This window comes from Enterobacter sp. fkY84-1, assembly GCF_052974705.1.
Map to the genome: position 1 here is coordinate 1,741,429 of NZ_CP169393.1, position 21,057 is coordinate 1,762,485.

General features: G+C 56.3%; 25 protein-coding genes. 15 read left to right on the forward strand and 10 right to left on the reverse strand.

Going from position 1 to position 21,057, the window contains the following annotated elements; all coding sequences use genetic code 11:
• Positions 1 to 69: 69 nt before the first annotated feature.
• The 7 genes from ACEPLT_RS08210 to mdtH form a co-directional block, all read right to left on the reverse strand.
• Positions 70 to 183: a DUF2770 family protein gene (locus ACEPLT_RS08210; RefSeq protein WP_021240776.1), complete on the reverse strand. Its 114-nt coding sequence runs from the start codon at positions 181 to 183 to the stop codon at positions 70 to 72.
• Positions 184 to 242: 59 nt separating this feature from the next.
• Positions 243 to 1,361 (reverse strand): N-methyl-L-tryptophan oxidase, encoded by a 1,119-nt coding sequence (solA, locus tag ACEPLT_RS08215; RefSeq protein ID WP_023292796.1) that lies wholly within the window; start codon positions 1,359 to 1,361, stop codon positions 243 to 245.
• Positions 1,362 to 1,477: 116 nt separating this feature from the next.
• Positions 1,478 to 1,732: a biofilm formation regulator BssS gene (gene bssS, locus ACEPLT_RS08220; protein ID WP_008500827.1), complete on the reverse strand. Its 255-nt coding sequence runs from the start codon at positions 1,730 to 1,732 to the stop codon at positions 1,478 to 1,480.
• A 274-nt stretch (positions 1,733 to 2,006) separates the two neighbouring features.
• Positions 2,007 to 2,252 carry a DNA damage-inducible protein I gene (gene dinI / locus ACEPLT_RS08225; protein ID WP_008500826.1) on the reverse strand — a complete coding sequence of 82 codons (246 nt, stop codon included), beginning with the start codon at positions 2,250 to 2,252 and terminating at the stop codon, positions 2,007 to 2,009.
• A gap of 74 nt (positions 2,253 to 2,326) precedes the next feature.
• Complete coding sequence (gene pyrC / locus ACEPLT_RS08230) at positions 2,327 to 3,373, reverse strand: dihydroorotase (RefSeq protein WP_021240774.1); 1,047 nt, start codon at positions 3,371 to 3,373, stop codon at positions 2,327 to 2,329.
• A gap of 127 nt (positions 3,374 to 3,500) precedes the next feature.
• On the reverse strand, positions 3,501 to 4,061 hold the full coding sequence (locus ACEPLT_RS08235; RefSeq protein ID WP_032674522.1) for a lipoprotein: 561 nt from the start codon (positions 4,059 to 4,061) through the stop codon (positions 3,501 to 3,503).
• A gap of 123 nt (positions 4,062 to 4,184) precedes the next feature.
• On the reverse strand, positions 4,185 to 5,393 hold the full coding sequence (mdtH, locus tag ACEPLT_RS08240) for a multidrug efflux MFS transporter MdtH (RefSeq protein WP_023292794.1): 1,209 nt from the start codon (positions 5,391 to 5,393) through the stop codon (positions 4,185 to 4,187).
• A 236-nt stretch (positions 5,394 to 5,629) separates the two neighbouring features.
• Between mdtH and rimJ the strand changes: the two genes are divergently transcribed.
• The 4 genes from rimJ to murJ all read left to right on the forward strand — a co-directional run bounded on the left by rimJ (position 5,630) and on the right by murJ (position 9,465).
• Positions 5,630 to 6,214, forward strand: coding sequence for a ribosomal protein S5-alanine N-acetyltransferase (rimJ, locus tag ACEPLT_RS08245; protein WP_008500822.1), 585 nt, complete (start codon positions 5,630 to 5,632; stop codon positions 6,212 to 6,214).
• A gap of 9 nt (positions 6,215 to 6,223) precedes the next feature.
• Positions 6,224 to 6,874: a YceH family protein gene (locus ACEPLT_RS08250; RefSeq protein ID WP_021240772.1), complete on the forward strand. Its 651-nt coding sequence runs from the start codon at positions 6,224 to 6,226 to the stop codon at positions 6,872 to 6,874.
• A gap of 2 nt (positions 6,875 to 6,876) precedes the next feature.
• Positions 6,877 to 7,800 carry a Gfo/Idh/MocA family protein gene (locus tag ACEPLT_RS08255; RefSeq protein WP_045417119.1) on the forward strand — a complete coding sequence of 308 codons (924 nt, stop codon included), beginning with the start codon at positions 6,877 to 6,879 and terminating at the stop codon, positions 7,798 to 7,800.
• 129 nt (positions 7,801 to 7,929) lie between these two features.
• Positions 7,930 to 9,465 carry a murein biosynthesis integral membrane protein MurJ gene (murJ, locus tag ACEPLT_RS08260; RefSeq protein WP_021240770.1) on the forward strand — a complete coding sequence of 512 codons (1,536 nt, stop codon included), beginning with the start codon at positions 7,930 to 7,932 and terminating at the stop codon, positions 9,463 to 9,465.
• Between the two features lie 59 nt (positions 9,466 to 9,524).
• On the opposite strand, the gene flgN is transcribed toward murJ, so the two are convergent.
• The 3 genes from flgN to flgA all read right to left on the reverse strand — a co-directional run bounded on the left by flgN (position 9,525) and on the right by flgA (position 11,001).
• Positions 9,525 to 9,950, reverse strand: coding sequence for a flagella biosynthesis chaperone FlgN (gene flgN, locus ACEPLT_RS08265; RefSeq protein ID WP_008500818.1), 426 nt, complete (start codon positions 9,948 to 9,950; stop codon positions 9,525 to 9,527).
• 4 nt (positions 9,951 to 9,954) lie between these two features.
• Entirely contained in the window at positions 9,955 to 10,248 is a 294-nt protein-coding gene (gene flgM / locus ACEPLT_RS08270) for a flagellar biosynthesis anti-sigma factor FlgM (protein ID WP_008500817.1), read from the reverse strand.
• Positions 10,249 to 10,341: 93 nt separating this feature from the next.
• Positions 10,342 to 11,001 carry a flagellar basal body P-ring formation chaperone FlgA gene (gene flgA / locus ACEPLT_RS08275; RefSeq protein ID WP_059364671.1) on the reverse strand — a complete coding sequence of 220 codons (660 nt, stop codon included), beginning with the start codon at positions 10,999 to 11,001 and terminating at the stop codon, positions 10,342 to 10,344.
• Between the two features lie 157 nt (positions 11,002 to 11,158).
• Between flgA and flgB the strand changes: the two genes are divergently transcribed.
• The 11 genes from flgB (at position 11,159) to flgL (ending at position 21,013) form a co-directional block, all read left to right on the forward strand.
• Entirely contained in the window at positions 11,159 to 11,575 is a 417-nt protein-coding gene (gene flgB / locus ACEPLT_RS08280) for a flagellar basal body rod protein FlgB (protein WP_008500815.1), read from the forward strand.
• A 3-nt stretch (positions 11,576 to 11,578) separates the two neighbouring features.
• On the forward strand, positions 11,579 to 11,983 hold the full coding sequence (gene flgC / locus ACEPLT_RS08285; protein ID WP_447088363.1) for a flagellar basal body rod protein FlgC: 405 nt from the start codon (positions 11,579 to 11,581) through the stop codon (positions 11,981 to 11,983).
• Positions 11,984 to 11,994: 11 nt separating this feature from the next.
• Positions 11,995 to 12,705, forward strand: coding sequence for a flagellar hook assembly protein FlgD (flgD, locus tag ACEPLT_RS08290; RefSeq protein ID WP_021240768.1), 711 nt, complete (start codon positions 11,995 to 11,997; stop codon positions 12,703 to 12,705).
• A gap of 26 nt (positions 12,706 to 12,731) precedes the next feature.
• Positions 12,732 to 13,940, forward strand: coding sequence for a flagellar hook protein FlgE (flgE, locus tag ACEPLT_RS08295; RefSeq protein ID WP_008500812.1), 1,209 nt, complete (start codon positions 12,732 to 12,734; stop codon positions 13,938 to 13,940).
• A 20-nt stretch (positions 13,941 to 13,960) separates the two neighbouring features.
• Positions 13,961 to 14,716, forward strand: coding sequence for a flagellar basal body rod protein FlgF (locus ACEPLT_RS08300; protein WP_008500811.1), 756 nt, complete (start codon positions 13,961 to 13,963; stop codon positions 14,714 to 14,716).
• A gap of 11 nt (positions 14,717 to 14,727) precedes the next feature.
• Positions 14,728 to 15,510 (forward strand): flagellar basal-body rod protein FlgG, encoded by a 783-nt coding sequence (gene flgG, locus ACEPLT_RS08305; protein WP_008500810.1) that lies wholly within the window; start codon positions 14,728 to 14,730, stop codon positions 15,508 to 15,510.
• Positions 15,511 to 15,567: 57 nt separating this feature from the next.
• Positions 15,568 to 16,266 (forward strand): flagellar basal body L-ring protein FlgH, encoded by a 699-nt coding sequence (gene flgH / locus ACEPLT_RS08310; protein ID WP_008500809.1) that lies wholly within the window; start codon positions 15,568 to 15,570, stop codon positions 16,264 to 16,266.
• A 12-nt stretch (positions 16,267 to 16,278) separates the two neighbouring features.
• Entirely contained in the window at positions 16,279 to 17,376 is a 1,098-nt protein-coding gene (locus ACEPLT_RS08315; RefSeq protein WP_008500808.1) for a flagellar basal body P-ring protein FlgI, read from the forward strand.
• Positions 17,376 to 18,329, forward strand: coding sequence for a flagellar assembly peptidoglycan hydrolase FlgJ (gene flgJ, locus ACEPLT_RS08320; protein WP_021240767.1), 954 nt, complete (start codon positions 17,376 to 17,378; stop codon positions 18,327 to 18,329). The genes ACEPLT_RS08315 and flgJ overlap by 1 nt, the downstream gene beginning before the upstream one ends.
• A gap of 75 nt (positions 18,330 to 18,404) precedes the next feature.
• Complete coding sequence (flgK, locus tag ACEPLT_RS08325; RefSeq protein WP_032651317.1) at positions 18,405 to 20,045, forward strand: flagellar hook-associated protein FlgK; 1,641 nt, start codon at positions 18,405 to 18,407, stop codon at positions 20,043 to 20,045.
• A 14-nt stretch (positions 20,046 to 20,059) separates the two neighbouring features.
• The gene (gene flgL / locus ACEPLT_RS08330; protein ID WP_023618175.1) at positions 20,060 to 21,013 is read left to right on the forward strand and encodes a flagellar hook-associated protein FlgL; all 954 of its coding nucleotides are present in this window, start codon (positions 20,060 to 20,062) and stop codon (positions 21,011 to 21,013) included.
• Positions 21,014 to 21,057 lie beyond the last annotated feature (44 nt).

A 21,057-nucleotide genomic window follows, 5' to 3' on the forward strand; every position in this document is an offset into this window, starting at 1 on the left:
CTTCGTGCAAGATGAAATTATGAGTTTCAATAAAGATAAATTACCGTCAATTATTGTCAGTAAGGCTTTTCAGTAAAATACAATGTAAACAAAATCAATAATGGCCAGCAGCGCCCACAATAAGAGATAGAGCATAAAATGCTCGCGAATATTATTCATCAGAAAGCTAACGATCTTGCGCATAACGCCCCAACATGCGGTGTGAATGAAGCGGGCCCCGTGACCTCCGGAGCCCGTGCGGATTATCCGTTAAAACGCGAGAGGGAGAAGGGCGTCAGATCAAACTGCGGCGCAATGCCCTGGGCAAACTGCGCGGCGATTTCACCCAGAACGGAAGCAAACTTAAAGCCGTGGCCGCTCAGTCCGGTGATGAGCAGGGTGTTGTCATGCCCCGGCAGCGTATCAATGATAAAGTCTTCATCAGGCGTATTGTCGTAGGTACAGGCCGCGCCATACAGCAAGCCACCGACGCCCGGAAGAATAGTGCGCAGGAACGAGAAGGCCTCTGAACCATCCTGTGGGAAGGCGCCGAAAGGTTTACGCTCTTCAGGGGAGGAGATCGCCTGGCCGCCGTTGTGTTTACCGATTTTCAGCGCGTCTTTTTCTGACGGGAAGCCGTAGAACTGGTCCCCGTTGGGTAATTCGCCGGTGAAAGCCGGGAATTTATTCTGGGCGCTGTAACGACCATCCGACTGGAACCAGGAGAAGACCTTGCGCACCGGCTGGATCGGCAGATCGGGCAGCAGGCGGGTAACCCAGGTACCTGCGCTGACCAGCAGGCGGGACGCTGAATAATCGCCGTCAATAGTGGTGACCGTGACGCCATTATCATCATGGGTGATGGCCTCTACCGGACAGTTGAACAGCTGCGCGCAGCCTGCCTTCGCAGCAAGCTCGATCCAGGTTTTGATCGCCGTTTCGCAATGGAGCACCCCGGAGTGGGCTTCAAAGAGGCCAATATAATCGTCCGGGACGGTAATTTCGGGCCAGCGTGCGGTAATGCCCGTCGCGTCCAGCTTCTCAACGTCCAGATTAAACGCTTTCGCGCTGCGTTCGACGCCAGCGAGAAACGCAGAATGTGCCGGACCCAGGTTGATGACGCCAGTACGCTCGAAAATACGATCTTCGGTCTGTTTCGCCAGTTCATCCCACAGCGTCTGGGCGCGAAGCACCAGCGGAACGTAGCGTTCACCTTCACCGTACGCATGGCGGATGAGGCGGGTATCGCCATGATGGCTGCCTTCCGCATGAGGAGGCAGATGGCTATCGATCATCAGAACCTTCAGACCAGCCTGTGTTGCGTAATAGCCTGCGGCAGATCCTACGGAGCCGCTGCCAATAATGATTAAGTCGTATCTCATATGCATCTCATAAACTGATGTTTTGTTAGCAGAGTAATTAACAACGCGGGGTTAGACAAGGGAGAAATAAATAAGGCACCGCGAGGGTGCCTGTAGAGAGAAAAGTGGGCATAAGCTTAGTGTCGTTTATACTCATTTTCCTGGTAGTCGCCAGATTCTATTTTTGCAATACCTGCTTCTAAAATAGAAATAAACTGACGGGCGACGTCTGTTGTTAGCCACAGCGTCTGTCCAACTTCCGCTTCTTCACGGTTGAGTTGATTTGGGGTCTGGTAGTGCAAACGCAGCATCAGCGCATCGTAGCTATCTACGGTACTGATATCCCAGCCAACAAGTGGGTGGGTCTGGATGACTTCACTATTCTTTTCCATTATAACCCCCTTAATGCGTGTTAGAAGACAACGGCTTTGAGGTTCAATGCATGTTTTTCTGAAAGCAACTTCAGTATACCAAGTAATAAGGGTTCCGAAGGGAAAAATAAACAGGTGGCAACACATTTTTCTGCTTTTTAGGATTGTTCGAACAATAAAACACCATCTCGTTCACGATTTTTAAAGAAGATGCCGAATTATTTTGAACTTACAGGATTATGAGGCAAAAAAAAGCCGGGGCGACCCGGCAAAAAAACACAATGAGGGAGCAGTGTTAATCCGTGATGAACCAGTCGTCAGCGCTTTCCCACGTTTCCTGGAGGATTTCGCTGATGCGATCTTTATCTTCTTTTGCCGCGCCAATGACGGAGAGGTTGTTCGCCGCGGCGTAACGCACCGTGACGGCACCCGCGTTGTCGGGAAAGGTGTTGTTAATACGACGGGATAATTCGCCTGCCAGTGCATCAAGCGCGCCGGCAGGCAGAACGGTAGTTTTGGCTATGGTGACTTCAATACGCATAAATGCCCCCTGTGTAATATACTGTTTATTTATACAGGTATATTATCAGTTTGACAACAAGGGGCACTGATTTTTTAACGTTTTACCGTCCAGCTTACGGTTTCACCCGCCAGGAAGGGGATCAGCGTGTCGTCCGTCAGGGCAATGGACTCCTCAACGTGGCTCGCTTTACGCTCCAGTTCGATGAAGGTGTCGTTGACCGGCAGGCCGTAGAAGCGCGGGCCGTTAAGGGAGCAGAACGCTTCAAAATGTTCCAGCGCGTTCATCTCTTCAAACACGGTTGCGTAGCTGGCAAGCGCCGTTGGGGCGTTGAAGCAGCCTGCACAGCCGCAGCTTGCCTCTTTACGATGGCGGGCGTGAGGCGCGGAATCGGTACCGAGGAACGCGCGGGAGAACCCGCTGGCGACCAGCTCGCGCAGCGCCTGCTGGTGGATGTTGCGCTTAAGAATAGGCAGGCAGTAGAGGTGAGGGCGCACCCCGCCCACCAGCATGTGGTTACGGTTAAACATCAGGTGCTGTGGCGTAATGGTGGCGGCGATAAGATCGTTGCCGTCTCGCACGTACTCTGCCGCGTCTTTGGTGGTGATATGCTCGAAGACCACCTTCAGCGCCGGCAGGCGCTGGCGCAAAGGCTCCATCACGGTCTCGATAAAACGGGCTTCGCGGTCGAAGATATCAATCTCGGCATGCGTTACTTCGCCGTGAACCAGCAGCGGCATACCCAGTTTCTGCATGCGTTCCAGCACCGGCATAATGGCATCAATGCTGGTGACGCCGTGGCTGGAGTTGGTGGTGGCATTCGCCGGGTAGAGTTTCGCTGCCGTAAAGACGCCTTCGTTAAACCCGCGCTCCACTTCGTTCGGATCCAGTGAATCGGTCAGATAGCAAGTCATCAACGGGGTAAAATCGTGTCCCGCAGGAACGGCGTCGAGAATGCGCTGGCGATAGGCTATCGCGGCATCGACGGTGGTGACTGGTGGCACCAGGTTAGGCATGACAATCGCGCGGCCATAAATTTCGCTGGTATAAGGCACGACGGTTTTCAGCATATCGCCATCACGCAGATGGATATGCCAGTCGTCAGGGCGGCGGATTTTAAGAACCTGGGGTTGTGCAGTCATGGAAGCTCCGGCTTGTCAGGAATCAGTCATAAGGATGGCTGTTTTTGCCGGACACAAATCATAAGCGGAAACGTTTTCGTTTGCACACTTTTCCGTGAAAAAAAAGGGCGCCTCAGCGCCCTTCAGGTTAATCGGTGAAAGGAATGATAATTTCGCCCGGTTTCACCTCTATACCTTTTGCATATTTTTTCGCCAGAGCTTCACCCTTGCTTTTGTCTTCACTTAAGACGTACGCGGGCTGCTGGTTAAAGTAATTCCGCAGCGACTGATTCAGATAGGGCATCAGGGTTTGCAGAACCGGCGCCATCTTGTCCGGAGACACCTTCGCGTCGACCACTTCCATCTCCTGCAGGAAAATCGCCCCTTTCTCTTTGTTGAAAACAGGCAGTGCCTTCAGCTTGAGCTTGATGTTGGCTTTCTGATTGCCAAAGAGGGAGGACATATCGAGGTCCGCATCACCGGCCAGGGTGACTTTGTTTGGCTCTTCACGTCCGATTTGACTGGTGAGGTTTGTGAGCACGATATGCGCATCGGCAAGACCCGGTACGCCAATGTCTTTCGAGAAATTGTTATGTTTTTGCAGCGCCTGATTAATTTCCTGTTCACTGACGGTGTATTGCGTGAGCTGGTTACAGCCAACCAGCAGGCCGCTGACAATCAATGCCGCGGCTAAGACAATTTTCTTCATAGTGTTCCTCAACGAAAAATCGGCGCTTCTGTCCTGTTACGCCAGTATGTCAGCGTGAATGGGCAGAAACCAGCAGAAAAAACTGAGAAGTGGGGCGGGAAGGGCTCCCGCCCGAGGGAAAGGCTACGCGCCGGGCTCGAGCATGCCGCTCGCGCTGCGTTTCTGGCTGAACTGCCACCACAGGGCGAGTAGCGTCATAAAGCCCACCACGCCCAGCATCATCCACGGAAGTTCAGGTTGATTTAACGCTTTGCCAGCATCAAACAACCAGCCGCCGCCGGCGTAACCTAATGCCCCGCCAAGCGCCAGCCCCAGTCGGCTGAACCCCATATAGCTGCCGCGTGCACGCGCATCCGCAAGCGAGGCGCTCAGCGTTTCGCGGGCAGGCTCGGCGATGATCGAGCCAATATAGAACGTGCAAATCAGCGTAAACAGCTGCTGGAGCGTGTTCACCAGGCCGATCGGCATCATGCTCAGCGTCATCAGGAACAGTCCGGCCATCAGGCGATGCTCCAGGCGAAAACGCCGCTCGCTCCAGCGGGCAATCGGATAGAGGAGCGTTAACGACAGGCAGGCTTCGATGGCGTACATCCATTTCACCGCCGCAGGGGTACCTGCAATGTCGTTAACCATGATCGGCAGCATCAGCATGACCTGCACGGCCAGCATGTAATATCCCGTCAGGGTCAACACATAGGTGACAAAACGTCTGTCGCGCAGGACGCGGCCCAGCCCTTCGCGAACCGGCGCTTTCACCGTTGACAGTTTCCACGCCGGCAGGAACAGGCCATTAAACAGCGCGCACAGCATAAAGAGCACCGCCCCAGCCGCGCAGACCAGACGGAAGTCATACTGCAGCAGCCAGCTTCCCAGCAGGGCGCCGATAACCGCCCCGGCGCTGTCCTGCATCATCAGAATCGAGAAGAAACGGCCGCGGTGCTGCGGGCGAATCAGCTTTACCACCAGCGCGGTGCGGGGCGGATCGAACAGCGTGCCCCCGATACCGGAGAGGAAACAGGAGAACCAGAGTAGCCAGGGCTCCTGGGCGACCGCCATCGTGGCAAACCCTGCCGCGCGCAGCAGCATACCGGTGACGATCATCGGTTTCGCGCCAAAGCGGTCGGCGATGGCCCCGCCAAAGACGCCCAGGCCCTGCTGGACAAACTGGCGTAGCCCCAGGGCAATGCCGACCATTAATGCCGCCCAGCCCATCTGATCGACAAAGCGGATCGAAATAAGCGGAAAAACGACAAAAAAGCCGAGCACGACCAGCATGTTATCGACGAGCAGGAAATATTTACCCAGGCTCCTGGCCTGTGATACGCGGGACATTTTCCCTCCAGGGAAAATAAGATGGTGAGCACGCTAACATTCTGCGGTGTCGCCGCGTTTTTTCCCACCCCTGCACGTGACAATATTTTTTTATCAAAAGGGTGCTTTGATAGAGAGTTCTCATCGAAAAATGTGAAAAGAGGTGAAAATGGTATGTCACTGTTTTCACAGACGGCGCAGGCGCAGGTATAGTAAAGCTAATGGGCAAGCTGAAGTGACGGGAAGGAGTGGTATCGATGTTTGGCTATCGCAGCAATGTGCCAAAAGTGCGTCTGACAACGGACAGGCTGGTCGTTCGTCTGGTGCATGAGCGTGATGCCTGGCGTCTGGCGGATTATTACGCCGAGAATCGCCAGTTTTTAAAACCCTGGGAACCCGTTCGGGATGAGAGCCATTGTTACCCTTCCGGCTGGCAGGCGCGCCTCAGCATGATTACGGAATTTCACAAGCAGGGCAGCGCGTTTTATTTCGCGCTGCTGGATCCTGAAGAGAAAGAGATTATCGGGATCGCCAATTTTTCAAACGTGGTGCGGGGATCGTTTCACGCCTGCTACCTGGGCTACTCCATCGGCCAGAAGTGGCAGGGGCAGGGGCTGATGTACGAGGCGCTGACGGTAGCGATCCGCTATATGCAACGCACCCAGCACATTCATCGCATTATGGCGAACTATATGCCGCATAACCAGCGCAGCGGAAATCTGCTGGCGCGTTTAGGGTTCGAGAAAGAGGGTTACGCCAAAGATTATCTGCTGATAGACGGAGAGTGGCGCGACCACGTTCTGACGGCATTAACCACCCGGGACTGGACTGCAGGTCGTTAAGGAGAAAAGATGAAGTATCAGCTAAACGGTACAGAAGCGCGCGTGATTGGGTGCTTACTCGAAAAACAGGTCACCACGCCGGAGCAGTATCCGCTCTCCGTCAACGCCGTGACCATGGCCTGCAACCAGAAAACCAACCGCGAGCCGGTGATGAACCTCAGCGAGCATGAGGTTCAGGACGTGCTGGATGCGCTGGTCAAACGCCACTATCTGCGCACCGTCAGCGGCTTCGGCAACCGCGTGACCAAATACGAACAGCGCTTCTGTAACTCCGAATTTGGTGACCTGAAGCTGAGCAGTGCGGAAGTGGCGGTCATCACCACGCTGTTGCTGCGCGGGGCGCAAACGCCGGGAGAACTGCGCACGCGCGCTTCCCGTATGCATGAGTTCAGCGATATGCAGGAGGTCGAGCAGACCCTCGAAGGGCTGGCCGCGCGTGAAGACGGTCCTTACGTGGTGCGTCTGGCGCGCGAGCCGGGCAAGCGTGAAAGCCGCTATATGCACCTGTTCAGCGGTGACGTTGATAGTTCAGTTAAATCCAGCGCAACTGACATAACGGCCGTAGATGATGATTTGGTTGCCCGCGTAGCGGCGCTGGAAGACGAGGTCGCCGGGCTGAAACAGCGTCTGGATGCCCTGCTGGCACATTTGGGAGACTGACGGTGAAAAAATTACGCATTGGCGTAGTAGGGCTGGGCGGTATTGCACAAAAAGCCTGGCTGCCGGTTCTGGGGGCAGCGACGGACTGGACGCTGCAAGGGGCATGGTCACCCACGCGCGAGAAGGCCGAGCGGATCTGCGAAACCTGGCGTATGCCGTATGCGGCGTCGCTTCAGGATCTGGCCCGCGAGTGCGATGCGGTCTTTGTCCATACCTCAACGTCTACCCACTATCAGGTCGTGAGCGAGCTGCTCAATGCGGGCGTTCACGTTTGCGTGGATAAACCGCTGGCGGAAAATGTTCCGGACGCGGAACGCCTGATTGAACTGGCGGCGCGTAAAAAACTGACGCTGATGGTCGGCTTCAACCGCCGCTTCGCGCCCCTTTACCAGCAGCTTAAGGCACAGTCGGGCACGTTTGCCTCGCTGCGGATGGATAAGCACCGCACGGACAGCATCGGGCCGAACGATTTGCGCTTCACGCTGCTGGATGATTATCTCCACGTTGTGGATACGGCGCTGTGGCTCGCCGGCAGCAACGCGCAGCTGCAAAGTGGCACGCTGCTCACGAACGAGCAGGGTGAAATGGTCTATGCAGAACACCATTTCGCGATTGACCATCTGCAGATCACGACCAGCATGCATCGTCGTGCCGGCAGCCAGCGAGAATGCGTCCAGGCCGTCACCGACGGCGCGTTGTACGACATTACCGACATGCGTGAATGGCGGGAAGAGAAGGGCAGCGGCGTGGTGACGCTCCCCGCGCCTGGCTGGCAGAGCACGCTTGAACAGCGCGGTTTTGCCGGTTGCGCCCGCCACTTCATCACCTGCGTGCAAAATCAGACGGTTCCTGAAACGTCCGGCGAGCAGGCCATCATGGCGCAGCGCATTGTGGAAAGGCTCTGGCGCGAGGCCATGAGTGAATAACTCGCTGTAACATCTGCGGATAGTAATTCGTTGAAATCCGGGTAGACTAAGCGCCGCTTGTAGGCTTTGCCGGGTGGCGCTTACGCTTGCCCGTCCTGGAAATCCGTATGGTTCTGGAAATTCACGTTAATGAACTTATTAAAATCGCTGGCGGCCGTCAGCTCGATGACCATGTTTTCCCGCGTGCTGGGTTTTGCGCGCGACGCCATTGTGGCAAGGGTATTTGGTGCAGGGATGGCCACGGACGCCTTTTTCGTCGCGTTCAAATTACCGAACCTGCTGCGTCGTATTTTTGCGGAAGGGGCGTTCTCCCAGGCATTCGTCCCGATCCTGGCAGAATATAAAAGCAAGCAGGGCGAGGACGCCACGCGCGTCTTTGTGTCTTATGTCTCCGGCCTGTTGACGCTGGCGCTGGCGGTGGTGACCGTCCTCGGGATGCTGGCCGCGCCCTGGGTGATTATGGTGACCGCGCCCGGCTTTGCCGATACGGCCGACAAGTTTGCCCTGACCTCGCAGCTGTTGCGCATTACTTTCCCCTATATTCTGCTGATCTCGCTGGCCTCGCTGGTGGGGGCGATCCTCAATACCTGGAACCGCTTCTCTGTACCGGCGTTTGCGCCGACGTTTCTTAACGTCAGCATGATCGGCTTTGCCCTGTTCGCCGCCCCGCACTTCAACCCGCCGGTGCTGGCGCTGGCCTGGGCGGTCACCGTCGGCGGCGTGCTGCAGCTGGCGTATCAGCTGCCGCACCTGAAAAAAATCGGCATGCTGGTGCTGCCGCGCATCAACCTCAAAGATGCCGGGGCGATGCGCGTCATCAAGCAGATGGGGCCCGCCATTCTCGGCGTCTCCGTCAGCCAGATCTCGCTGATTATCAACACCATCTTTGCCTCGTTCCTGGTGTCCGGCTCGGTTTCCTGGATGTACTACGCCGATCGCCTGATGGAGTTTCCGTCCGGGGTGCTGGGCGTGGCGCTGGGGACCATTCTGCTGCCGTCGCTGTCGAAAAGTTTTGCCAGCGGCAATCATGATGAGTATTGCCGCCTGATGGACTGGGGCCTGCGTCTCTGCTTCCTGCTGGCCCTGCCAAGCGCGGTGGCGCTGGGTATTCTGGCCAAACCGCTGACGGTGTCGCTCTTCCAGTACGGGAAATTCACCGCCTTCGATGCCGCCATGACCCAGCGCGCGCTGATTGCCTACTCGGTGGGACTGATGGGGCTGATCGTGGTGAAAGTGCTGGCGCCGGGCTTTTACTCGCGTCAGGACATCAAAACGCCGGTAAAAATTGCCATCGTGACGCTGATTATGACGCAGCTGATGAACCTGGCGTTTATTGGTCCGCTGAAACATGCCGGCCTGTCATTATCGATTGGTCTCGCGGCCTGTCTGAATGCCGGCCTGCTGTACTGGCAGCTGCGCAAGCAGGATATTTTCACGCCGCAGCCGGGTTGGGGCAGTTTCCTGGTGCGTCTGATCGTTGCGGTACTGGTGATGTCTGCCGCGCTGCTTGGCATGATGCACGTGATGCCGGAGTGGTCCCTGGGCACGATGCCTTATCGTCTGATGCGCCTGATGGCCGTGGTGTGCGTTGGTGTGGTGGCGTACTTTGCCACGCTCGCGGTGCTGGGTTTCAAAGTCAAAGAGTTTGCCCGCCGGACGGCATAAACGCCAAAAGGGGAGTTCACCTCATGGTGCTCCCCACTGCATGATTAGTCGCTTAAGCGTCAAATCGAAATCTTTTTCACACCTGCAATACGCGCCGTCGCCGTCTGACCATCCGCACCGTACAGACCGGTTTCTTTATGCGGTTTCAACACCTCAAGCGCCTGCTGATTACGCTCAATCTGCCCTTCCAGTAGCCAGCCGTTATGCTGGTTAAGATCGCGCAGGTGCTGGGTTTTTTCAGTAATGGTCTGCCAGCGCTCAATAATATCGTCATTGGCGCTGCGCTTAGGATCTTGCTCAGCGCGTCGCTGCTGCTCCAGATAATCCAGCGTTGCCAGAAGCGAACTTTTGTCTTCAGTAATACGCTGCAGCGCGCTGCCGTTGATGTGACCGGAAGAGAGATGCTGCTGTTCAGCGTCCATTACCGTTTTCAGGTCGTTCAGGACAACCGTCATTTGATCCAGTATTTCTGACAGTCGACTCATACGGTTAGTTACTCTGTAAGAAACTCTGTGCTTCCTGAATCAGGGCGTCAGCGATTTTGCTGGTGTCCATTTTCAGCTCACCGTTACGAATAGCCGTTTTCAGCGCTTCAACACGTTCCATATTGATATCGTTGCTGCCCGGCTGCATCAGTTTTGCCTGCGCGTCGCTCAGGGTCACGCTGGTGCTGTTGGACGTTGACGGTTTTTCCAGGCGCGTTTTCTGCGCCGTTGCATCATTCGTTTCGCGAGGTTGTACAGCGCTTACCGGCTTCAGGGCTGATGTACGATCAATGCTCATAGTGTTGTCCTCATCGAGGGTTCGCGGCGTTTGCGCCTGACATCATCATTAGTGGAATATTTATCGGCACGCGCCGCGAAATCTTTAAAAAGATTATAGGTTAATCAGAATATTCCCATCAGCATCGACGGTTCCGCTCACCACCTGGCCTGAGGACATTCTGACGCGGGCGTTTTGCGCCACCGCGGCATTGTTCAACGCTTTCCCTTCACTGTTGATGCTAAAGCCATCTCCGTTGGCCACCACCATCACCTGTTGGCCTGCTTTTACCCGCCATGCCTGACGCAGCATGGAGAGCTGTATCGGCTGGCCTGGCGCGACGTCGCGCAGGCTGACGGCGTCCTGTGCCTGGTTAATATCCAGCATGGTGCGTGGCGGCAGCTGATCCAGACGGCCGCGCTTCAAGGTCACGCTGTTTGTTTGTAGTACGCTGCCGCGCGCAATGGGCACGGCGGCGACAACATAATTGCCCGTCGCCTGAACGGCAACCTGTAAATAGCGTTTTTCGTTGGCGCAGCGTGCCAGCACGTTCACATTCCCCCAGAGCTTTGTGAACCCTACCACGCTGAAGGACGGCTGGTCGCACGTCGGGTACAGATTCGGTGGCGTGCGCACGGTAACGGTCACGTCATCGCTAAAGCCTGCCAGTTTTTCAGCAAAAAAAGCCGTTAGCCGATCCTGTATCCCTTCAGCCTGCGCCAGAGGGCTTAACAGCAAGAGAGCCGCCACCAGACCACGTTTTAACGTTTGCATCGCAAGTTCCACCGTTTCCAGAGTTGAACGAATTCTACCTGCAGTGGTTTTGCATCAACGGAATAAATAGCGACGCATTTTGCGCTTATTCCGTCGATAGGGGAGACCGGGTGAGATTTAAGCTGTGAACTGAAATTTTGCCATCAGCGGAGGAGACATGCTCGATAAACTCGACGCCGCGTTACGTTTTCAGCAGGAAGCGCTCAACTTACGCGCCCAGCGGCAGGAGATTTTAGCCGCCAATATCGCTAACGCCGATACCCCGGGGTATCAGGCGCGCGATATTGATTTTTCCAGTGAACTCAAAAAGGTGATGGAGCGTGGACGTGCCGAAGGAACGGGTGTTGCACTTGCCATGACATCCTCTCGCCATATTCCTGCTCAGGCGATGACCGCGCCAGCGACCGATTTACTTTATCGCATTCCCGATCAGCCCTCACTCGACGGTAACACCGTGGATATGGACCGGGAGCGTACCCAGTTTGCCGACAACAGCCTGAAATACCAGACGGGTCTGACCGTACTCGGCGGACAAATCAAAGGCATGATGAACGTCCTGCAGGGGGGGAACTGATAGATGGCCTTGCTGAATATTTTTGATATCGCCGGTTCGGCGTTAACCGCACAGTCCAAGCGCCTGAACGTGGCCGCCAGTAACCTGGCGAACGCCGACAGCGTCACCGGACCCGACGGCCAGCCTTATCGTGCCAAACAGGTTGTCTTTCAGGTCGATGCTGCGCCAGGCGCGGCGACGGGCGGCGTGAAGGTCTCGGATGTGGTGGAGAGCCAGGCCCCGGACAGACTGGTGTATGAGCCGGGTAACCCACTGGCGGATGTCAGCGGATACGTGAAGATGCCAAACGTGGATGTGGTGGGTGAGATGGTGAACTCCATGTCGGCTTCCCGTAGCTACCAGGCCAACGTCGAAGTGCTTAATACCGTGAAGAGCATGATGCTCAAAACACTCACTCTCGGCCAGTAAAGGAGACATGCATGTCCATCGCCGTAAATGTGAATGATCCGACGAACTCGGGTGTTAACAACACAAAGAGTACGACGGGTTCTAACTCCCTGACGGGAAGTAACGCCGCCGATCTTCAGGGCAGCTTTCTGACGCTGCTGGTGGCGCAGCTTAAGAACCAGGATCCCACTAACCCGATGCAGAACAACGAACTGACCACGCAGCTTGCGCAGATCAGCACCGTTAGCGGCATTGAGAAACTCAACACCACCCTTGGTTCCGTCTCTGGACAGATTAATAGCGCCCAGTCTCTGCAGGCGGCAAGCCTGATTGGCCACGGGGTGATGATCCCGGGAACCACGATTCTTGCGGGCACCAGCACTACCGAAGGCAACACCACCACGACCACAACGCCGTTTGGCGTTGAGCTGCAGCAGGCGGCGGAGAAAGTTACCGCAACCATTACCGACAGCAACGGCACTGTCGTGCGCACCATTGATATCGGCGAGCTGAAGGCGGGCGTTCACACCTTTACGTGGGACGGCAGCCTGACCGACGGCACGAAAGCACCAAACGGTGCTTACAAAGTCGCGATCAGCGCCAGCAACGGGACGACCCAGCTGGTGGCGCAGCCGCTGCAGTTCGCGCTGGTCCAGGGCGTGATTAAAGGAAGCGACGGCAACAAACTGGATTTGGGAACCTCTGGTTCCACCACACTCGACGAAGTTCGGCAGATTATCTAAGCCTTAACACTTATCAGGAGTAAGTCATGGCCTTTTCTCAAGCGGTCAGCGGCCTGAATGCTGCGGCCACCAACCTGGACGTCATTGGCAACAACATCGCCAACTCCGCGACCTATGGTTTTAAATCCGGTTCTGCTTCCTTTGCAGACATGTTTGCCGGTTCCAAAGTCGGCCTGGGCGTGAAAGTTGCGGGCATCACTCAGGACTTTAGCGACGGCACCACCACTAACACCGGTCGTGGCCTGGACGTTGCCATCAGCCAGAACGGTTTCTTTCGTATGGTCGACTCCAACGGCTCTGTGTTCTACAGCCGTAACGGCCAGTTCAAGCTGGATGAAAACCGTAACCTGGTGAACATGCAGGGGATGCAGTTAACGGGGTATCCGGTTGCCGGGACGCCATCAACGGTTCAGACCGGGGCGAACCCACAGGTCATTAATATCCCAACCACGTTGATGGCCGCGAAGTCCACCACCACGGCTTCCCAGCAGATTAACCTGAATTCCACCGATACCGCGCCGACCACCGCCTTTGATCCGGCTAACCCGGACACGTACAACAAAAAAGGTACGGTGACCGTCTTTGATAGCCAGGGTAATGCGCACAACATGAACCTGTTTTATGTCAAAGATGCGACCCCGGCTAACTCCTGGAAAGTGTATGCCCAGGACGGTAGCGTCGCAGGCAGCACGGCGGCACTGGCCACCACGCTGACCTTCGATAATAACGGTACGCTGACCGGTGGTGGAAATATCAACATCACTACCGCGACCATCCCAGGTGCGACGCCAGCGACCTTCGCCATGAGTTTTGCTAACTCCATGCAGCAGAACACCGGTGCGAACAATATCGTCGCGACCAGCCAGAATGGTTTTAAACCAGGCGACCTGGTGAGCTACCAAATCAATGACGACGGCACTGTGGTCGGTAACTATTCCAATGAACAGACCCAGGTTCTTGGCCAGATCGTGCTGGCAAACTTCGCCAACAACGAAGGTCTGAAATCGGAAGGCGACAACGTCTGGTCTGCCACCCAGTCCTCCGGCGTGGCGCTGCTGGGTACTGCCGGAAGCGGTAACTTCGGCACGCTGACCAACGGCGCGCTGGAAGCCTCTAACGTCGATCTGAGTAAAGAGCTGGTGAACATGATCGTCGCGCAGCGTAACTATCAGTCGAACGCGCAGACCATCAAAACCCAGGACCAGATCCTCAACACGCTGGTTAACCTGCGTTAAGCGGCTAACAGGAAAGCGCAATGGATCACGCAATATATACCGCGATGGGCGCGGCAAGTCAGACGCTCAATCAGCAGGCCGTTACCGCCAGCAACCTGGCAAACGCCTCAACGCCGGGCTTTCGCGCGCAGCTTAATGCGCTGCGCGCGGTGCCGGTAGAAGGGCTTTCCCTGCCGACCCGTACGCTGGTGACGGCATCAACCCCTGGCGCCGATATGACGCCAGGGCAGATGGATTACACCTCACGCCCGCTGGACGTGGCTCTGCAGCAGGACGGCTGGCTGGCGGTGCAAACGGCGGACGGTAGCGAAGGCTATACCCGTAACGGGAACATCCAGGTGAGCGCGACGGGCCAGCTGACGATTCAGGGGCATCCGGTGATGGGGGAAGCGGGTCCGCTGACCGTACCGGAAGGCTCTGAGCTGACTATCGCTGCGGACGGCACCATTTCGGCGCTCAACCCTGGCGACCCGGCCAATACCGTTGCGCCCGTCGGTCGTCTGAAGCTGGTTAAGGCGGAAGGCAAAGAGGTGCAGCGTGGCGACGACGGCATGTTCCGTCTGACCCAGGCGGCGCAGGCGACGCGGGGTGCCACCTTACAGGCCGATCCGAGCATCCGCGTGATGTCCGGTGTTCTGGAAGGCAGTAACGTCAAGCCGGTCGAAGCCATGACCGACATGATCGCCAGCGCCCGTCGTTTTGAAATGCAGATGAAGATCATCAGCAGCGTCGATGAAAACGCGGGCAAGGCTAACCAACTTCTGGCTATGAGCTAACAGGATTCCTTATGATCAGTTCTTTATGGATCGCGAAAACTGGCCTGGACGCCCAGCAAACCAATATGGACGTGATTGCCAACAACCTGGCAAACGTGAGCACCAATGGTTTCAAGCGTCAACGCGCCGTTTTCGAAGATTTGCTTTATCAAACCATCCGCCAGCCGGGCGCGCAGTCTTCTGAACAGACGACGCTGCCATCGGGCCTGCAGATCGGTACCGGTGTTCGTCCGGTGGCGACCGAGCGTCTGCACAGCCAGGGCAACCTGTCTCAGACCAACAACAGCAAAGACGTGGCGATCAAAGGCCAGGGCTTCTTCCAGGTGCAGCTGCCTGACGGGACTTCTGCCTACACTCGCGACGGCTCGTTCCAGGTCGATCAGAACGGCCAGCTGGTGACGGCGGGCGGTTTCCAGGTTCAGCCTGCGATTACCATCCCGGCGAACGCCCTGAGCATTACCATCGGACGTGACGGTGTGGTCAGCGTAACCCAGCAGGGGCAGGCTGCGCCGGTTCAGGTTGGGCAGCTCAACCTGACCACCTTCATGAACGATACCGGTCTGGAAAGCATTGGTGAGAACCTCTACACCGAGACGCAATCCTCCGGTACGCCAAATGAGAGCACCCCGGGCCTGAACGGCGCGGGCCTGCTGTATCAGGGCTATGTTGAAACCTCCAACGTGAACGTGGCGGAAGAGCTGGTGAATATGATCCAGGTTCAGCGCGCGTATGAAATTAACAGTAAAGCAGTGTCGACGACCGACCAGATGCTGCAGAAACTGACGCAACTCTAAGGTGTAGCCCGGTGCGGTAAACGCCGCGCCGGCTCCCTGTTTTCGAAGATGAAGGCAATGCAAAAAAACGCGGCGTTTCGTTATCCGATTCTGACTGTTCTGGCCGTCACCCTCAGCGGGTGTGCCTGGATCCCGTCTAAACCTTTGGTCCAGGGTGCGACGACTGCCCAACCCGTTCCTGGCCCTGCGCCAGTAGTCAACGGCTCCATTTTCCAGACCGCGCAGCCGATTAATTACGGCTATCAGCCGCTGTTTGAAGATCGCCGCCCGCGTAACGTCGGCGATACATTGACCATTGTGCTGCAGGAAAACGTCAGCGCGAGCAAGAGCTCGTCGGCGAACGCCAGCCGTGATGGCAAAACGAATTTTGGCTTCGATACCGTCCCGCGCTACCTGCAGGGACTGTTCGGCAACGCGCGTGCTGATGTCGATGCCTCTGGCGGCAACACCTTTAACGGTAAAGGTGGCGCGAACGCCAGCAACACCTTCAGCGGCACGCTGACGGTCACGGTTGACCAGGTACTGGTTAACGGCAACTTACACGTGGTGGGTGAAAAACAGATCGCCATCAACCAGGGCACTGAATTCATTCGCTTCTCGGGCGTGGTTAACCCTCGCACCATCAGCGGCACCAACACCGTTCCGTCCACCCAGGTGGCGGATGCGCGCATTGAGTACGTCGGTAACGGCTACATTAATGAAGCGCAGAATATGGGTTGGCTGCAGCGCTTCTTCCTTAACTTATCGCCGATGTAAGCGAGGTGACCCATGTTTAAATCGATCTTCGCCGTGGCGCTCGCGCTGGTGGCTACCTTTGCCCAGGCTGACCGTATTCGCGATCTCACCAGCGTTCAGGGCGTGCGTGAAAACTCGCTGATTGGCTATGGCCTGGTGGTGGGGCTGGACGGTACCGGTGACCAGACGACCCAGACCCCCTTTACCACCCAAAGTCTGAACAACATGCTTTCCCAGCTCGGCATTACCGTGCCGGCGGGAACTAACATGCAGCTGAAAAACGTGGCGGCAGTAATGGTCACCGCGTCCTACCCGGCGTTCGCGCGTCAGGGGCAGACCATTGACGTGGTGGTTTCCTCAATGGGTAACGCCAAAAGCCTGCGCGGCGGTACGCTGCTGATGACCCCGCTGAAGGGCGTCGACAGCCAGGTGTATGCGCTGGCGCAGGGGAACATTCTGGTCGGCGGTGCGGGTGCATCCGCAGGCGGAAGCAGCGTGCAGGTGAACCAGCTCAACGGCGGACGGATTACCAACGGGGCGATCATTGAGCGTGAACTGCCGACCCAGTTTGGCGCGGGCAACACCATTAACCTGCAGCTCAATAATGAAGATTTCACGATGGCGCAGCAGATTGCCGATACCATCAACCGCAGCCGTGGCTACGGTAATGCCACGGCACTTGATGCGCGTACCGTGCAGATCCGTACCTCCACCGGCAGCAGCAACCAGGTGCGCATGCTGGCCGATATCCAGAATATGGAAGTGAACGTTCCGGTCCAGGATGCGAAGGTGATCATCAACTCCCGAACTGGCTCGGTGGTGATGAACCGGGAAGTGTCGCTCGACAGCTGTGCCGTGGCGCAGGGGAACCTGTCGGTGACGGTAAACCGCTCCGCGAACGTGAGCCAGCCGGACACGCCGTTTGGCGGTGGTCAGACGGTGGTAACCCCGCAAACGCAGATTGATTTACGTCAGAGCGGTGGGTCTTTACAGAGCGTGCGATCAAGCGCCAACCTGAACAGCGTGGTGCGCGCCCTGAACGCCCTGGGCGCAACGCCGATGGATCTGATGTCCATCCTGCAATCGATGCAAAGCGCGGGCTGCCTGCGCGCCAAACTGGAAATCATTTAATGCTGACCGATAGCAAATTGTTGACCAGTGCAGCCTGGGACGCCCAGTCGCTCAACGAACTGAAAACCAAAGCAGGTAAAGACCCGGCGGCGAATATCCGCCCGGTCGCCCGCCAGGTGGAAGGGATGTTTGTACAGATGATGCTGAAGAGCATGCGCGAAACCCTGCCGAAAGACGGGATGTTCAGCAGCGATTCAACGCGTCTCTACACCAGCATGTATGACCAGCAGATTGCGCAGCAGATGACCGCCGGCAAAGGCCTCGGTCTGGCTGACATGATTGTCAAGCAGACCGAAGCGGCGCAGGGCATTCAGCCTCAGGATCAGCCGCAGCAGGTACCGATGAAGTTCGACCTGGAAACGGTGACCAGCTATCAGAACCAGGCTCTGACGCAAATGGTGCGTAAAGCGATGCCAAAAGCCACGGGCAGCGGCGATGAGCCGCTCTCCGGTGACAGCAAAGACTTCCTGGCGCAGCTTTCTCTGCCTGCACGGCTTGCCAGCGAACAGAGCGGCGTGCCGCATCACCTGATTCTGGCGCAGGCCGCGCTGGAGTCGGGCTGGGGGCAGCGCCAGATCCGCAAGGAAAACGGCGAGCCGAGCTTCAACATCTTCGGCGTGAAGGCCACCTCCAGCTGGAAGGGGCCAACTACGGAGATCACAACCACCGAATACGAGAACGGTGCGGCGGTGAAGGTCAAAGCCAAATTCCGCGTCTACAGCTCGTATCTGGAAGCCTTGTCCGATTATGTTGGCCTGCTGAGCCGAAATCCGCGCTATACCGCCGTGACGCAGGCGGCAACGGCGGAGCAGGGCGCTCAGGCGCTGCAAAACGCGGGCTACGCGACCGACCCGAACTATGCACGCAAGCTCACCAGCATGATCCAGCAGCTGAAATCCATGGGCGAGAAGGTCAGCAAAGCCTATAGCACAGATATTGAAAATCTGTTCTGAAAGTTCTCAAGTCCCGGTGGAGGTTGCCGATAACCTTCATCAGGACTCGTGTCTGAACGTATAAAAGGAACCCCCATGTCCAGTTTGATTAACAGCGCCATGAGTGGCCTCAGTGCTGCGCAGTCGGCACTCAATACCGTCAGTAATAATATTTCAAGCTATAACGTGGCAGGTTACACCCGCCAGACCACGGTGCTGGGTGCATCTAACAGCACGCTGACCGGCGGTGGCTGGGTGGGTAACGGGGTGTATGTCTCCGGTGTCCAGCGTGAGTATGACGCCTTCATCACCAATCAGCTGCGTGCCGCGCAGACGCAGAGCAGCGGCCTGACGACGCGCTACCAGCAGATGTCAAAAATCGACGATGTGCTCTCCGATACCACCAATTCGCTCTCCACCACGCTGCAGGACTTCTTTAAAAGCCTGCAAACCCTGGTGAGCAACGCGGAAGATCCGGCGGCGCGTCAGACGGTGCTGGGTAAAGCGGGCGGTCTGGTCAATCAGTTCAAAACCAACGATCAGTATCTTCGTGACCAGGATACGCAGGTGAATACCGCGATTTCAACCAGCGTGTCGCAGATCAACAACTATGCCAAACAGATTGCCAATCTGAACGATCAGATTTCCCGTCTGACCGGCGTCGGTGCGGGCGCATCGCCTAACGATCTGCTTGACCAGCGCGATCAGCTCGTCACTGAGCTGAACAAAATCGTCGGCGTGGAAGTGTCTGTTCAGGATAGCGGCACGTATAACATCTCTTTCGGCAACGGTTACAGCCTGGTGCAGGGCAGCAAAGCTAACCAGCTGGCTGCCGTGAAGTCGAGTGCCGATCCGTCCCGTACCACCGTGGCCTATGTCGATGACGTCGCCGGGAACGTAGAGATCCCGGAAAAGATGATCACCACCGGTTCTTTGGGCGGTTTACTGACCTTCCGCACGGAAGATCTGGATAAAGCTCGTAACACCCTGAACCAGATGGCGCTGGCCTTTGCCGATTCGATGAACACGCAGCATGAGGCTGGCTTTGACGCTAACGGTGATGCGGGCGGTAAGCTGTTCAACTTTGGTTCTCCGGCGGTGCTGTCCAACAGCAAGAACGGCGGGTCGGCGGTTGTTACGGCCTCTGTGGCGGACAGCAAACAGGTCCAGGCGACAGACTATAAGCTGCAGTTCAACGGCACTGACTGGACGATCACCCGTACATCAGACAAAACCAGCTTTACGATGAGCCCGGATGCCAGCGGCAACCTGTCGTTTGATGGTCTTAACGTCAACGTGAGCGGCACGGCAAATACCAAAGACAGCTTTACCGTGAAGCCGGTTTCCGACGTCATCATGAACATGGATCTGGCGATCAGCGACGAGTCCAAACTGGCGATGGCGTCCGTGCAGACCGGCGGTGAGAGCGACAACCGCAATGGCCAGAAAATGCTCGAATTGCAAAACAGCAAAGTGGTAGGCGGGAACAAAAGCTTCAACGATGCGTATGCTTCGCTGGTAAGTACTGTCGGGAGTTCTACGGCCTCACTGAAAGTAAGCAGCCAGACGAAAGCCGATGTAGAAACGCAGCTGATCAGACAGCAGCAGACCATTTCTGGGGTAAACCTCGACGAAGAGTATGGCAATTTGCAGCGTTATCAGCAGTATTACCTGGCGAACGCCCAGGTTCTCCAGACTGCCAGTACGCTCTTCGATGCAATTATCAACATCCGTTAAGGTTGAGGTGAACAATGCGTATTAGCACCCAGATGATGTATGAGCAGAACATGCGTGGGATCACCGATTCCCAAAGCAGATGGCTGAGTTATGGTGAACAAATGTCCACCGGCAAGCGCGTCAATCGTCCGTCCGATGATCCTATCGCGGCTTCGCAGGCTATTGTTTTGTCACAATCTCAGTCACAAAACAGCCAATTTGCTCTGGCGCGAACCTTTGCCACGCAAAAGGTCTCACTGGAAGATAACGTATTGGCTCAGGTGAATAGCGCGATCTCAAGCGTGCGGGAGAAACTGGTCTACGCGTCAAACGGCACACTAAACGATGACGATCGTCTTGCTCTGGCGACCGATATTCAGGGGATCCGCGATCAGCTTATGAACCTGGCCAACACGACGGACGGTAATGGTCGCTTTATCTTTGCGGGATACAAAACCGAGAGCGCACCGTTTGATTCCGTAACCGGCGAGTACAGGGGCGGCGCTGAAGCCATCACCCAGCAGGTTGATACGGCGCGAAATATGGCGATTAGTCATACCGGCCAGCAGATTTTCGAAAGCATTACCAGTAATGCGGAGCAATTGCCGGGTGGTGGTTATGGCGAGACAAACATGTTCAAAATCCTGGATTCTGCCGTCGCTGCGCTGAAGACGCCGATTGAGAACGATCCGGCTGCAGCTGCAGTCCAGAACCAGGTGATTGCAAATGCGCAAATCGGTATTCAGAACACCGAGAACAATATTCTGACAGTCGTTGCGGATGTGGGCACCAAGATGAACGAGCTGGAAAAACTCGATACGCTGGGTAATGACCGCGCGCTGGGCCAGACCAAGCAGATGAGCGACCTGGTTGATGTCGACTGGAACGAAGCGATTTCCTCTTACACCATGCAGCAGGCGGCCTTGCAGGCGTCTTATAAAGCGTTTAGCGATATGCAGGGCATGTCTCTGTTCCAGCTGAACAAATAACATCTTGACCTCTTAGAACATGTCTTGAAACTGGGCATGTTTTG